Source organism: Sinorhizobium sp. GQ132 (assembly GCF_059758575.1).
Genome location: NZ_JCAXDX010000002.1, coordinates 766,129 through 780,472 on the forward strand (window position 1 = coordinate 766,129; position 14,344 = coordinate 780,472).

Genomic DNA, 14,344 nt, shown 5'->3' on the forward strand with positions numbered 1-14,344 from the left:
ACGGCCGGCGAAAAAATGGTCAAGAAAATGCCTGCGACAATCTGGCATGGCAGCACGAATAAGGTTAAAGCTCTGTCCTCTTCAACGCGAACCGAAGGAGGCATGCATGACTGTTCTGATGTTGACGCGCCTCCCACGAGTAACACGGCCTTTCCTGGCCTGACCGGTTCCGCGCCTCTGCTTTTTTCGATCGAGCGATGCGCGCTCCGGTTCATCCGGGGTCATGCTCCGCTCGCGGGCGTCATTTCCGGGTTGTATTTTTCAAGATAAAGAATGCGGGGCGACCCGCTTTCCTTCAACTATCTGAAGGGGCTAGACAATGTTCGGCTGGTTTGAATCCCGCCTCGATCCTTATCCGACGGAGGAGCCGAAGCTCCCGCCAAAGGGTCTCTTTGCCTTTTGCTGGCACTATACCAGGCCCGCGGCTCCGTGGCTCTTGATCATGTCGATCTGCACCATGCTGATCGCGATCGGCGAAGTGGCCTTGTTCCAGTTCCTGGGCAATGTGGTCGATTGGCTGTCCACCGCTGACCGCGAAACCTTTCTTGCGACCGAAGGCGGCAGGCTCGCCTGGATGGCAGCCCTCATTCTTATCGGTCTGCCGGGGCTGGTCGCCCTCGACTCCTTCGTGATGCATCAGGTGTTGCTCGGCAATTATCCGATGATCGCGCGGTGGCAGATGCATCGCTATCTGCTCAGGCAGAGCATGACGTTCTTCGCCAACGAGTTTGCCGGGCGCGTGGCCACGAAGGTCATGCAGACGTCGCTTGCGGTCCGTGAAACGGTGATGAAGATCCTCGACGTCTTCGTCTATGTGGTGAGTTATTTCGCGACGATGCTGATCGTCGTGGCGGCCGCGGATTGGCGCCTCGTGATGCCGCTCGGGCTGTGGCTCGTCATCTATATCGTGATCGTCACCTATTTCGTTCCGCGGCTGCAGAAGATCTCCAAGGAACAGGCCGACGCGCGCTCGATGATGACCGGACGCATCGTCGACAGCTACACCAATATCGGGACCGTCAAGCTTTTCTCCCATGCAGGGCGGGAGGAGACATACGCCCGCGCGGGCATGGACGAATTCCTGAGCACCGTGTACCGGCAGATGCGGAAGGTCACGCTCTTCCACATATTCGTCTACGCAAACAACTGTATCGCCCTTTTTTCCGTCGGCGCTCTCGGAATCTATCTGTGGCTGACGAGCGGAATCTCGATCGGCGCGATCGCCGTCGCGATCGGTCTTGCCATGCGCGTCAACGGCATGTCGCAATGGATCATGTGGGAAGTGTCGGCGCTGTTCGAGAATATCGGCACTGTCTATGACGGCATGGGCATGATGACCAAGTCGCACGACATCGTCGACAAGCCGGCTGCCGTGACGCTCAAGGCCGACCAGGGTGCGATCAGCTTCGAAGACATCCGCTTCCATTACGGCAAGGCCAAGGGCGTCATAGACCGGCTATCACTCGATATCCGGCCCGGCGAGAAGATCGGGCTGGTCGGCCGCTCCGGCGCCGGCAAGACGACCTTGATGAACCTGCTTCTGCGCTTCTACGATCTGGAATCCGGCGCGATCCGGATCGACGGCGTGGACATCTCGACCGTCACCCAGGACAGCCTGCGTTCCCAGATCGGCGTCGTGACTCAGGACACGTCGCTCCTGCATCGCTCCATTCGCGACAACATCGCCTATGGGCATCCGCAGGCAAGCGACGACGACATCATCGCCGCCGCGAAGAAAGCGAATGCCTGGGACTTCATCCAGACGCTCGAGGACAATCTGGGCAGGCGAGGGCTCGACGCTCAGGTGGGCGAACGCGGGGTCAAGCTTTCGGGCGGCCAGCGGCAAAGGATTGCGATCGCCCGCGTTTTCCTGAAGGACGCACCGATCCTCATCCTCGACGAAGCGACGTCTGCGCTCGACTCGGAGGTGGAGGCGGCTATTCAGGAAAATCTCTTCGCACTGATGTCCGGCAAGACGGTGATCGCCATCGCGCATCGCCTGTCCACGCTGACGGAGATGGATCGCCTGGTCATCCTCGAAGCCGGCCGGATCGTCGAGACCGGCTCTCACAACGAGCTCGTCGCCAGGCGCGGCATTTATGCCGATCTCTGGTCGCGCCAGTCCGGCGGCTTCATCGCCGACGAGGTCGAAAAGGAGGAGGCGGCGGAGTAATCCGCCGCCTCCCGCTCCACCGCCGGCTCTGCGTTCAGCGGGCCGGAGTTACGCAATCGTAATGGGCGCGGAAGCGAAAACGGATTGCCCGGATTTCAGAACCGCCTATATCGGAACGATGCTGCGCGCCATCGTCAAGATTTTCGAAAACTGGATCGACCCCTTTGCGCCCCGCGAGCGGCTGCAGCCGCCGCGGTCGCTCTTGGGTTTTGCCTGGTTTTACGCCAGCCAGGCGAAAGGTCCTTTCCTCGCCATGGCCGTGCTCGGCGGTCTCGTGGCGATGCTGGAAGCCGGCCTGTTCTATTTCGTCGGTCGGCTTGTCGATGTGCTCGACACGATCCGACCGGAGGACGGCTGGCACGGGTTGATCTCGACCAACGGACCGGAACTGCTCTTCATGCTGCTGACGGTCCTGGTGTTCCGCTTCCTTGCGGTGACGCTTGCCGCGCTGGTGGAGGAGCAGTCGATCATCACCGGTTTCCTGAACCTGGTGCGCTGGCAATCCTATGTCCATGTCGCGCGCCAGTCGCTCTCCTTCTTTCAGAACGACTTTTCCGGGCGTATCGTCACCAAGGTCTGGAGCGGCGCACAGGCGACGAGCGACCTGATCGTTTCGCTTTTGCAGGTGGTCTGGTTCATCGTCATCTACACGGCCTCGACCATGGCGCTGATCGCCCAGTTGGACTGGCGGTTGGCGGCGATGGTCGCCTTCTGGATCGTGATCTTCCTGGTGCTCGCGCGCTATTTCGTCCCGCGTGTGCGCAAGCATGCCCGCGACACGGCGGAGATGGCGTCGATGCTGAACGGCCGCATGGTCGATGCCTATGCGAACATCCAGACGCTGAAGCTGTTCGGCAGTGACGAGGAGAACGACCGTTATATTCGGGGTGGGTTCCACCGCTTCCAGGGAGCAGTCATCCCTTTCACGCGCCTCCTGACGGGGGTGAGGGCATCGCTCGCGCTTTTGTCCGGCATGATGATCGCGGCGATCGCGGTCTACGCGGTTCACTTGTGGTTGGCGGGCGCGGTCAGTTCCGGCGCCGTCGCGTTCACCCTGGCGCTGGTGCTGCGCCTCAACATGCTGCTCGGGCGGATGATGTCGCAATTCAATGCGATCATGCGCAATATCGGCACGATCCAGAATTCGGCGGAGCTGGTATCGCAGCCGATCGGGCTGACCGACCGGCCGGGCGCACCGGAACTGCGGGTCAGCCGGCCGGAAATCCGCTTCGAACATGTGACGTTTCACTACGGCAGGGGCGGCGGGGTCATCGACGACTTTTCGCTCACCATCCGTCCGGGCGAGAAAGTCGGCATCGTCGGCCGTTCGGGTGCCGGCAAGTCGACCCTCGTCAATCTGCTGTTGCGATTCTACGATCTCGAAGGAGGGCGGATCCTCATCGACGGACAGGACGTCGCTGCCGTCCGGCAGGAATCGCTGCGCAGCCGGATCGGCATGGTCAGCCAGGACACGTCGCTTTTGCACCGGTCGATCCGCGACAATATCCTCTTCGGGCGACCAGGGGCGGGCGAGGAGCAATTGGTCGAGGCGGCGCGCAGGGCGGAAGCCCATGACTTCATCGTCGGTCTGCAGGATCAGCGCGGCCGCAGAGGGTTCGATGCACATGTGGGCGAGCGCGGCGTCAAGCTTTCCGGCGGCCAGCGCCAACGTATCGCTATCGCCCGGGTCATGCTCAAGGATGCGCCGATTCTCGTGCTGGACGAGGCGACTTCGGCGCTCGATTCGGAAGTCGAAGCGGCGATTCAGTCCAATCTGGAACGGCTGATGCAGGGCAAGACGGTGTTGGCCATCGCGCATCGGCTGTCGACGATCGCCGCGCTCGACCGGCTCGTCGTCATGGACAGAGGCCGTATCGTCGAGGACGGCACCCATGCCGAACTCATCGCCAATGGCGGTCTCTACGCCGATCTCTGGTCGCGCCAGTCGGGCGGTTTCATCGCGCGCGAAGAGGCCGCGGAATAGGGCGTTCCGCGGCGCGGCTATAACGCGTCAAGTCCTTGTGCCAATTGGTCGCGCCTTTCCCCGCGACAATCTGCCCGCGGCCCCTTGTCAAGGCTGGACATAATCTGCGATCAGGCATAGAACGCGCCGGATTGATGGGGAATCTGCGTGCAGAATTTTTCCCGGATTCTGACATCCGATCCGTGGCTTGCCTCAAGGGGCCGGATGGGGTGCCAGCGTTTGACGGGGCGTGGTTCCAGGCTCGGGACGGGGCAGGAAGCGCGCCGGGGGCGGATGCGGTTTCCGCAACATTTGCGTGAGAGGATGTTTTAGCCGTGAGCGAACACGAGACTTCAAGCGAGACCATGGGCGAGCCCACTCGCCGCGATTTCCTATACCTGGCTACCGGTATGGCCGGCGTTGTCGGGGCCGGTGCGGCGGCATGGCCGTTCATCGACCAAATGCGTCCGGACGCATCCACGCTGGCGCTTGCTTCGATCGAAGTCGACGTTTCGAGCTTGCAGCCGGGCATGTCGCTGACGGCGAAGTGGCGCGGCAGGCCGGTCTTCATCCGCAACCGCACCGATAAGGAAGTGGAAGAGGCCAAGGCCGTAGCACTCGAAGAATTGAAGGATCCGGTGGCGCGCAACGCCAACCTTCCGTCCGATGCCCCGGCAAACGATCTCGATCGTTCCGCCGGCGAAGGCAAGGAAAACTGGATCATCATGGTGGGTGTCTGCACCCATCTCGGTTGCGTTCCGCTCGGTCAGGCGGGCGATTTCGGCGGCTGGTTCTGTCCCTGCCACGGCTCGCACTACGACACGGCCGGCCGAATCCGCAAAGGCCCGGCACCGGAAAACCTCGCCGTGCCGACCTTCTCGTTCGTTTCCGACACAGTCATCAAGATCGGTTGAGGGGACTACTGATAATGAGTGCTGATCATTCAACCTACACGCCAACGACGGGCATCGAGAAGTGGGTTGACTCCCGTCTTCCGCTGCCGCGGCTCGTTCACGACTCGTTCGTCTCCTATCCGGTTCCGCGCAACCTGAACTATGCTTACACCTTTGGTGCTATGCTTTCGGTGATGCTGATCGTGCAGATCCTCACCGGCATCGTCCTGGCCATGCACTATGCCGCAGAAACGAGCGTCGCCTTCAATTCGGTCGAGAAGATCATGCGCGACGTCAATCACGGCTGGCTGCTGCGTTACCTGCACGCCAACGGCGCGTCGTTCTTCTTCATCGCGGTCTACCTGCATATCGCCCGCGGCCTCTATTACGGCTCCTACAAGGCGCCGCGAGAGATCCTCTGGATCCTCGGCGTGGTCATCTATCTCCTGATGATGGCGACCGGCTTCATGGGCTACGTGCTGCCCTGGGGGCAGATGTCCTTCTGGGGGGCAACCGTCATCACCGGCTTCTTCTCGGCCTTCCCGCTGGTGGGCGAGTGGATCCAGCAGTTCCTGCTCGGCGGCTTTGCCGTCGACCAGCCGACGCTCAACCGCTTTTTCTCGCTGCATTACCTTCTGCCCTTCATGATCGCCGGCGTCGTCGTCCTGCACATCTGGGCGCTGCATGTCACCGGCCAGACCAACCCGACCGGGGTGGAGGTCAAGTCCAAGTCCGACACCGTGCCCTTCACGCCCTATGCGACGCTGAAGGATGCGCTCGGCGTATCGGTTTTCCTGATCGTCTATGCCTGGTTCGTCTTCTACATGCCGAACTTCCTCGGACACCCGGACAACTATATTCCGGCGGACGCGCTGAAGACTCCTGCTCATATCGTTCCGGAATGGTACTACCTGCCGTTCTACGCGATGCTGCGGGCAATCACCTTCAACGTCGGCCCGATCGACTCCAAGCTTGGCGGCGTTCTGGTGATGTTCGGCTCGATCCTCATCCTGTTCTTCCTGCCCTGGCTCGACACGTCGAAGGTCCGGTCGGCCGTCTACCGTCCCTGGTACAAGCTGTGCTTCTGGATCTTCGTTGCTGACTGCATCCTGCTCGGCTGGTTGGGTTCGCGCCCGGCGGAAGGCATCTATGTCGTGATGTCGCAGCTCGGCACGTTGTATTACTTCGCCTTCTTCCTCGTCATCATGCCGATCCTCGGTCTGATCGAGACGCCGAAGCGCATTCCGAACTCCATCACCGAAGCGGTGCTGGAAAAACAGAATGCCAAGGCGCAGTTGAAGCCCGCACGCGCCTGACCGGAACAGCGATCGATAAGGAATCCACAACAATGAAAAAGCTTGTTACAGGCATTCTGTCACTTGCTGTCGTCGCCGGTCTCGGGTTTGGAGCGGCTGTCGCGCAGGACGAAGCAGGCGGCGAGGAGCACGCCGGGGGCACGCCCCACTACCCGATCCACAAGCCGGAACAGCAGGACTGGACTTTTGCCGGGCTGTTCGGCCACTACGACAAGGGGCAGCTGCAGCGTGGCCTGAAGGTTTACACCGAGGTCTGTTCGGCCTGCCACTCGATGGAGCTCGTCTCCTTCCGCACGCTCGAGGACCTCGGTTACTCCGAAGCGCAGGTGAAGGCCTTCGCTGCGAATTACGAAGTCGAGGACGGTCCGAACGCGGATGGCGAGATGTTCACGCGCAAGGCCGTTCCGTCCGATCACTTCCCGTCACCCTTCCCGAACAAGGAAGCGGCGGCTGCTTCGAATAACGGCGCGGCACCGCCGGACTTTTCGCTGATCGCGAAGGCACGCGGCATCGAACGCGGTTTCCCGCAATTCGTCTTCGACATGTTCTGGCCCTACCAGGAAGGCGGTCCGGACTACATCCATGCGCTTCTGACCGGCTATCAGGATCCGCCGGCGGGCGTGGAAGTGGCCGAAGGCACGCATTACAACCCGTATTTCGCCAGCGCCGCGGCACTGGCAATGGCACCGCCGATCTCCGATGACCAGGTCACCTATGACGACGGCGCCCCCCAGACCGTCGACCAATATAGCAAGGACGTCTCGGCGTTCCTGATGTGGGCCGCCGAGCCGCATCTGGAAGATCGCAAGCGCACCGGCTTCATGGTCATGGTGTTCCTGCTCATCTTCACGGGCCTCATCTACCTGACGAAGAAGTCGGTCTACGCGAACAAGGAACATTGATCCGGTTTGCTTGCTGGCCAGCAGGCCTGATCGACAGGAAGCCTCGGTGTTTTTTACCGGGGCTTTTTTTGTGGCATGCGGGCACAACGCAAAATTCGAAGCGAGGGCCCACCGCAGGTATTCTCCCCCCTTGTGGGGACACGACACGCGGTTTGACCTTCACCTATCCCAAACAATGCCGTCGGCAGACCGCGTCGCTTGAAGCGAGTGGCAGCCGGTTTCTCTCCGTGGCAACGGCTTCCCCCGGAGGAGCAGATGTGTATGTGCCCTAAAGTGTGCCGAGATTGGAGCCGCCGGCGCCGCTTGTTTGCTTTCCTCATTCCTGTGCTTGTCACAGGAATCCAGCCAGACCAAGTCCTTGGGCTGAAAGAACCCTTCCCGCGCCGCAGACGCGGCGCTGCCCTCATCTCTGTGACAACCACAGAGAGAGGAAGAGGAGAGATGAATAGAAACGGCCCCGTCTTGCGACGAGGCCGTTCCGAGAGACCGATTGCTGTCCGTGTCAGCTGAAGCGCCCTGCCGCGTGGGCAAGCATCGTGTAGACCTTGCCCGTATCGGACGTCAGGTAGGTCTGTGTGATGCGCTTGTCGGGATCGTTGCGCGCGACATCGGCGAGCAGCTTCTCGAAGTCGGCGATATAGCGGTCGACGGCGGTGCGGAACTCCGGTTCGCGATCGTATTTGCGCTTGATTTCGTCGAAGGTCTGCTGCCCCTTCAGCGTGTAGAGGCGGCGGGTGAAGACGTCCCGTTCGCCGCGCTGATAGCGACGCCAAAGCTCGACGGAGGCGTCGTGGTCGATCGCACGCGCGATGTCCACCGAGAGCGAATTCAGCGACTCGACCACATGGCGAGGGTTGCGGCTGTCGCCGGCTTTTGCCACCGGTTGGCTTTCCGCCGAGCGCGGCCGCGCCGCTGCAGGCTCTTCCTCGCGGGAAGCCGCGCGCAGGAGATCGCGCATCCAGCCGCCGCCCTCTTCGGCGCGTTCCTCCGTTGCCGGCGGCCGGGCAGGCTGCAGCGGGCGGGTGGCCTGCTCTATGCCCAGGCTTCCGCGCAGAGCGGCATTCGGAGCCGGCTGCGGTGCGGCAGGTTGCGGCACGGCGGCTTGCGGCAGCGATGACTGCGGTGCGACGGCTTGTGGCGCGACGACGCGGGCTGCCGGGGCAGCGGGGGCTTCCTGCTGGCGAACCGGCTGGGCGACTTCGAGCTGCGAGGAAGACTTGCCGATGATCTCGGACAGTTCCTGCAGCGCCTTGATCTGTTCGCCGACGGCGCGCCGCATCAGCGCGGCATTTTCCTTGGCCTCTTCCGGAAGGTCGAAAGCGCCGCGCTTCAATTCTTCGCGCGTCATGTCGAGTTCCTTGCGGATTTCGCCGGCGGAACGACGGATGTCGTCGGTTGCGCCGTTGAAACGGCCGATCGCATCCTCGATCGCCTGGCGGACGGCTTCGCGCAACTGTGCTGCGACGCCATCGGACTTCTTGCCGCTCTCGGCCAGCATACGCTCGACGTCGGAGACCGACGCACCGATACTGCCGCGCAGCCGCGAGGCCGCGTCCTTGGCACGCTCTTCCACGGTGGCGAACGCGCCTTCGAGCGCCTGGCCGGCTTCCTCGCCGGTCTTTGCCACGACTTGCCGCAGGGCCTCGGAGGCGCTGAGTGCACGTCCTTCGACCTGCGAAAGCGTCTTGTTTGCGTCGGCGAAGGACGTCTCGACGCCGGAGCGCAGTCTGTCGGCGATCTGGCGTGAGCGTTCCTCGGCCTGCGAGAAGACCCCTTCGACCGAAGCGGCGGCTTCATCGCTCGCCTTCACAAGCGTATCGCGCAGGGCCTCTGCCGCCTCGGTTGCCCGCTGTTCGGTGTTCGACAGCAGTCGGCCCACATCGGCGAAGGAGGTTTGGATCCCGCTGCGCAGGTTGCCGGCAACCTGACCGGAGCGTTCCTCGGCGCGCTGGAAGGCGCCGTCGACGAAGCCCTCGAGCGCACGCATGGTCCGCTCGATCTCCTCCGAACGCTGGACGAGGCCGACCGAGAGTGTCCGAAGCGCGTCCTGGCGCTCTTCGAGCGTGCTCACAAGGTTCGACTGGGCGGCCGCCAGGAGGTCGGAAGCCTGTCCGAGAACCTTCGAATGGTCTTCGAAGCGGCCGACGATGCCGCCGATCTGCGACAATGTCGAGGAGGAAATGTCCGACAGCTTGTCGACTTTGCCTTCGATCAGGCGGGTCGAGGTGGAGAGCATGTCGGAGGCCTGCCGCGCCGTTTCCGAGACCTTTGCGGCGGTCGCCTCGAGCCGCTGGTCCATATCTCCGAGATTGCCGCTCGCCTGGTCGATGACCGTGGCGATCGCCGAATTGCTCGACGCAAGCTGGTCGATCAGGCCCATGGCCGTCGACTGCAGCCGGTTCTCGACCATTTTCATCGCCTTGGCGGTCTCTTCCGCACGCAACGAGATGGCGTCGAGCGTCTCGCCGGTCCGTTCGGTGATGGCGTTGATGAGCGCGGCGTTTTCGGCACGCAGGCGGTCGGCGCTTTCCTGGGTGAGGGAAGCGATGCGTTCGGCGGCCTCCTTGCCGGTGGCGGCGTATTGTTCGATGACAGGGCGAGCCTGCTCGTCGAGAAGACGCGACAGTTCCATCGAGCGCCCGGCAAGCATCGAGTTGAGTTCGCGGGTGCTTTCGTCGAGCGTGCTGCGGATGGACTGGCCGCGCGCATCGAGCGCTTTCTCCGCCTCTGTCAGGCTCTGCTGAATGCTCTTGGCATGGGTCGCGATCTGGCTGTTGGTCGAGGCCAATCGGGCGGTCGCCGTGTCCGCGGCTTCCGCGACCGAGCGGGCGAGATCGGCGTGGCGTGCTGCCGTGGCCGATGCGGTTTGCTCGATCGACGATGCAAATTCGGCATTGCTCGCGGCGAGCGCACCCGCGAAGTCGGCGCCGGCCTTGGACAGGAGCCCGGCCGACCGGGCGGCTTCCGCGTCGATCTCCTGGGTGGCGTCGCTGACGGCGCCACGCAGGCTGGTTACGAGCGCCGCAGCTTTCCCCTCGATCGTGCGGTTTACGTTGTCGAGGCCGATATTGAGGGCCCGATCCATCGTGCCGAGCCGCTCCTCGATCCGGCCCGTGCCGGCTTCGATGGCAGTCGATATGCGCGTTGCCGCAGCCTCGCTGATCCGGTCGATTTCGCCTGCGCGTTCACCGAGGCTGTCGGCGATGCGCTGGCCGGCATTGTCGACGATCGCATTGACGCTGCCGACGCTGTCGCGGATGCGCTCCTCGAGGGAGCCGAGGCTCGTTTCGATGCGCGCGCCGGTATCACCGAGAATGGCGTCGACATCGCCCACGCTGCCGCGGATGCGCTCTTCGAGGGAGCCGAGGCTCGTTTCGATGCGTGCGCCGGTTTCGCCGAGAATGGCGTCGACGTCGCCGACGCTGCCGCGGATGCGTTCTTCGAGCGAACCGAGGCTTGTCTCGATGCGCGCGCCGGTTTCGTCGAGGCGGCTATTGACGCCGCTGATCGAAATGTCGACGCGATTGGTGAGCGTGTCGGCCGCCAGACTGATCTGATCGGCTGTTTCGGCCAGACGTTCCGCAATCTCGCCCGTCGTCGAGCGCATGCGGGAGTCGAGCGCCTCGGCGCTGCGATCGATCGCTCCGGCGATCGAGGCCTGGCGCTCTTCCAGCGACATTTCGAGCATGCTGGCGCTGGTCGCCAGTGTAGTGGCCATCGCCATCGACTGGTCGGACAGCAACTCTTCGAGACGCTCGCGTCCCTGGCCAACCGAGAGGTTGATGGTGTTGATCCGATCGTCGAGGGTCGTGCGCAATTGCTCATGGGTGGTCGCCAGCGTGTCGCGCAGTTGCGCGGCCTTGCCGGAGAGCGTCCGATCGATCTCGGTGGCCTTGTCGGCAAGCGATGCGGTTGCTTCCGACGTGCGGGCGGCGAGCGCCTCGGTGCTGCGCTCGATCGCTCCGGCGATCGAGGCCTGGCGCTCTTCCAGCGACATTTCGAGCATGCTGGCGCTGGTCGCCAGGGTCGTTGCCATCGCCATGGACTGATCCGAGAGCAGCTCTTCCAGCTGCTCGCGGCCCTGGCCGACGGCAAGGTTGATCGCCGTGATCCGGTCGTCGAGCGTCGAACGGATCTCGTCGTGCGTCGTCGTCAGCGTATCGCGCAGGTGCGAGGCCCTGCCGGTGAGCGTCTGTTCGATCTCGGCCGCTTTTCCTGCAAGCGAAGCCGTTGCTTCCGACGTGCGGGCGGTAAGCGCTTCCGCAATTTCGGCGCTGGTACCGGCCAGCGTCTCGGAGATCTTTCCGACTCGGCTGCTCAGGTCCTCGGCAATGCGGGCGCTGGTATCGGTGAGCGTATCGGCGATCAGGCTGACGCGGCCGCCCAGGTTTTCGGCGACTTCGGAGACGCTCTGCGAAAGCTTGTTTTCGATCTCGCCGACGCGGTCGGTCATGGTCTCGGCGACCGCCATGGCGCGGAAAGTAAGGCTGTCGGCGACGTCCTCGGCATGACGGCTTAGCGAGTCAGCCATTTCGCTGGCGCGGGCCGACATGGTGGAATTGATTTGCGTCGCGCGCTCGGCGAGCACGCCGTCGAGCGCCGCTGTCTGGTTGGACAGTGCGTCGGTGATCGACTGCCCACGCTCGGAAAGGACACGCTCAAGCCGTTCTGCTGTGCCGCCGACGGCGCTTTCGATGACGCTTGTTCCTGAGGCGAGGGCGCTCGACAGCGCGGCGGTCCGTTCCGAAAGCGTGTTGTCGAGCCGATGCTGGCTTGCGGCGATCGCGCTCGTGATCTCGTCGGTGGAGCCGGTAAGAGTCTGCTCGATGCGGGCATGAGCAGACTGCAAGCCCTCGATGAAGGCCGATGTACGGGAGTCTAGTCCGTCCGTCAGGCTTCGCTCGCTCGCCGTCAGCGCGTTGGCAAGCGCATCGGCACGCTGGCCGAAGCCGTTTTCGATGCGCTCCTGCGCTTCGGTCAGCGCGCCCATCAGCGAGCCGGTCTTGTCCGAAAGCACGCTCTCGATGCGGTTGTGCGCGTTGCCGATCAGGCTGCTGAGCTCGGAGGTGCGGCTGCCGATCGTCTCCTCGATGAAGTCTTGCGTCGCGCCGAGCGCCGTTGCCAGGGTGAGCGACTGGTCGGACAGCGCCGAATTGATCTTATCCACGCTGCTGTCAAGGGCGCCGCCGATCGCCTCCGAGCCGCCGGAAACGGTCTCGTTGATCCGGTGGAGGCTTTCCATGAGCTTGGTGTCGAGCTGGCTGGCCCGCTTGTCGAAGGCGCTTGCAAATTCGTGGAAGCGTTCGTCGAAGGCGCTTGCCAGCTGGCCGACCGTCGTCTGCAGCTTTTCCTCGAAAAAGCCGCCGCGCAGATCGAGATCCATGATGGCGTCGTCGGCGCTCGACTTGAGGCTCTGGCGGAAGCTCGCTCCCTTTTCGTCAAGGGCCGAGTTGAGCGAGGAAAGCACGTCGTCGAGACCGCCGGAAATCGCCTGCTGGCCTATCCTGAGGCTCTCATTGAGGTCACGTGTGCGGGCGATCAGCGTCTCGTTGAGCTGACGGGCGCGTTCGTTCAGGGCGGCGTTGAGCTTCTCGGTATTGGCGTCGAGCGTCGAGGCACGGGTTTCGAATTGGCTGAGCAACTGCTCGCCACGCTGCGTCAGGTTATCGCTGAGCGCATCGAGACGCGCGTCGAACTCGTTGCTGAGCGCCACTCCGGCGGTCGTAAGGCCGGAAAGCAATGCGTCGGTCCGGGTGGTCAGCATGGTGCTCAGATTTTCGAGCGCATGGTCCGATTTGTCGGTAAGTGCCGCGGCCCGGGTGTCGATGAGCGAAGCGAAGGCCTCCCCGGAAACGGCGATGCGCGACGCAATGTCCTCGCTTGCGGTTTCGAGATCGTCCTTCAGCTTGGTATGCGCGCCAGCGATAGCCGTGCGGATCCGATCCGAATGGCCGATGATCGCTTCGCGTTCGAGACCGAGCTCCTGGACGAGCGTGCGGACACGCAGTTCGTTTTCGCTGTAGCTGCGCTCAAGTGCGCTGACTTCCGAATGCACGAGCGCTTCGAGCTCGGTTGCCCGGGCGATGGTGCGCTCGATGCCCTCGTTCATCGCCGAGACTTCGCGGCGCACGGCCTGACCGACCGTCATGACGCGGTCGGCGGCATTGGTTTCCGGCTCGGCGAGGCGCATCGCGACCTCGGCCATCGAACGCGCGGCGCTGCGCAGTTCCTGAGCACGCGCGATCATGATCGCGAAGGAGAAGAAGAGCATGACGGGCAGGGCGATGCCGAGCAGGATGCCGATCGCTCCAGGCATTGCCGCGAGATCGCCGAGAGAGCGGATCTGCCAGATCCCGGGCGCATAAAGAAGGTGGGCGACGCCGAGTCCTGCCACTGTCCAGACCAGCGAGACGATCGCAGCGACGCGGATTGCCGCTCGGCTCGAGCGGACCTCCAGCGAGCGCAGCATGGCGGCTGGGGATTTGCGCGTGTCATCGTTGGCCGGCGCCAAGGGGGGCTGCTTCGGCGCCATTTCGCTTGCAAAACTGCGCGGTGCTTCGGCGCCGCGCGCGGGTTTCGCAGCTTCCTGTTGCGTTCGTGCGGCGCGGGCCTCACCGGAACCGGCGGCCTGGCGGGCGCTCTCGGACACACTTTCCGGCACCGGCTCGTCCAGGGAAGTCTCGTCGTTCAAGGCCGACTTCAGGTCGTCAAAGTCGATCTTCAGGGCAGCTTCCAGCGCCTGGAACGCCTTTTCGTCGATCGACTCGTTGGTCTTCTTCGTCGCCATACGGATACGCCTCACTACTATTGCCCGATGATGGCCGTCTTCCTGTGCCGCCAGGTGCCCAGCGGAACATCCGAACCAGGGCGGTGACCGCAAGGTCCAGGCTTCGCAACGAAGCCACAGATTTACTGATCACCCATTACATCGCCTCGATGGATAGCCGCAGCCTATGCCCTGCGACACCTTGGGACGCAGCTTATCCACCGGAACAGTTGCCATTTTCATATACGGACCCGTTCCTAATCGTATCGTAGTGACACATTAGCCGGGCTCTTACAATTATGAGCGTTCCCCATTCATTAAAATCCTAATG

Annotated in this window: 6 protein-coding genes; 5 read left to right on the forward strand and 1 reads right to left on the reverse strand. The window is 63.1% G+C overall.

Annotated elements, in window-relative coordinates:
- Positions 1 to 319: 319 nt before the first annotated feature.
- The 5 genes from AC6CIG_RS07740 (at position 320) to AC6CIG_RS07760 (ending at position 7,247) form a co-directional block, all read left to right on the forward strand.
- Positions 320 to 2,173: an ABC transporter ATP-binding protein gene (locus AC6CIG_RS07740; RefSeq protein WP_102761309.1), complete on the forward strand. Its 1,854-nt coding sequence runs from the start codon at positions 320 to 322 to the stop codon at positions 2,171 to 2,173.
- A gap of 61 nt (positions 2,174 to 2,234) precedes the next feature.
- Complete coding sequence (locus AC6CIG_RS07745; protein ID WP_437407648.1) at positions 2,235 to 4,157, forward strand: ABC transporter ATP-binding protein; 1,923 nt, start codon at positions 2,235 to 2,237, stop codon at positions 4,155 to 4,157.
- A gap of 314 nt (positions 4,158 to 4,471) precedes the next feature.
- Positions 4,472 to 5,050 carry a ubiquinol-cytochrome c reductase iron-sulfur subunit gene (petA, locus tag AC6CIG_RS07750; protein ID WP_018095118.1) on the forward strand — a complete coding sequence of 193 codons (579 nt, stop codon included), beginning with the start codon at positions 4,472 to 4,474 and terminating at the stop codon, positions 5,048 to 5,050.
- Between the two features lie 14 nt (positions 5,051 to 5,064).
- Positions 5,065 to 6,345, forward strand: a complete 1,281-nt coding sequence (locus AC6CIG_RS07755) for a cytochrome b (protein ID WP_018095117.1) — start codon at positions 5,065 to 5,067, stop codon at positions 6,343 to 6,345.
- 32 nt (positions 6,346 to 6,377) lie between these two features.
- A complete protein-coding gene (locus AC6CIG_RS07760; protein WP_127711960.1) occupies positions 6,378 to 7,247 on the forward strand; it encodes a cytochrome c1 in 870 nt (289 codons plus the stop codon).
- Positions 7,248 to 7,749: 502 nt separating this feature from the next.
- Here the strand turns inward: AC6CIG_RS07760 and AC6CIG_RS07765 are convergent.
- A complete protein-coding gene (locus AC6CIG_RS07765; protein WP_437407649.1) occupies positions 7,750 to 14,034 on the reverse strand; it encodes an apolipoprotein A-IV repeat region-like domain-containing protein in 6,285 nt (2,094 codons plus the stop codon).
- Between the last annotated feature and the right edge of the window lie 310 nt (positions 14,035 to 14,344).

Coding starts and splice junctions, on each gene's coding strand:
- AC6CIG_RS07740 (WP_102761309.1), top strand. CDS start 320: ATGTTCGGCTGGTTTGAATCCCGCCTCGATCCTTATCCGACGGAGGAG.
- AC6CIG_RS07745 (WP_437407648.1), top strand. CDS start 2,235: ATGGGCGCGGAAGCGAAAACGGATTGCCCGGATTTCAGAACCGCCTAT.
- AC6CIG_RS07755 (WP_018095117.1), top strand. CDS start 5,065: ATGAGTGCTGATCATTCAACCTACACGCCAACGACGGGCATCGAGAAG.
- AC6CIG_RS07760 (WP_127711960.1), top strand. CDS start 6,378: ATGAAAAAGCTTGTTACAGGCATTCTGTCACTTGCTGTCGTCGCCGGT.
- AC6CIG_RS07765 (WP_437407649.1), bottom strand. CDS start 14,034: ATGGCGACGAAGAAGACCAACGAGTCGATCGACGAAAAGGCGTTCCAG.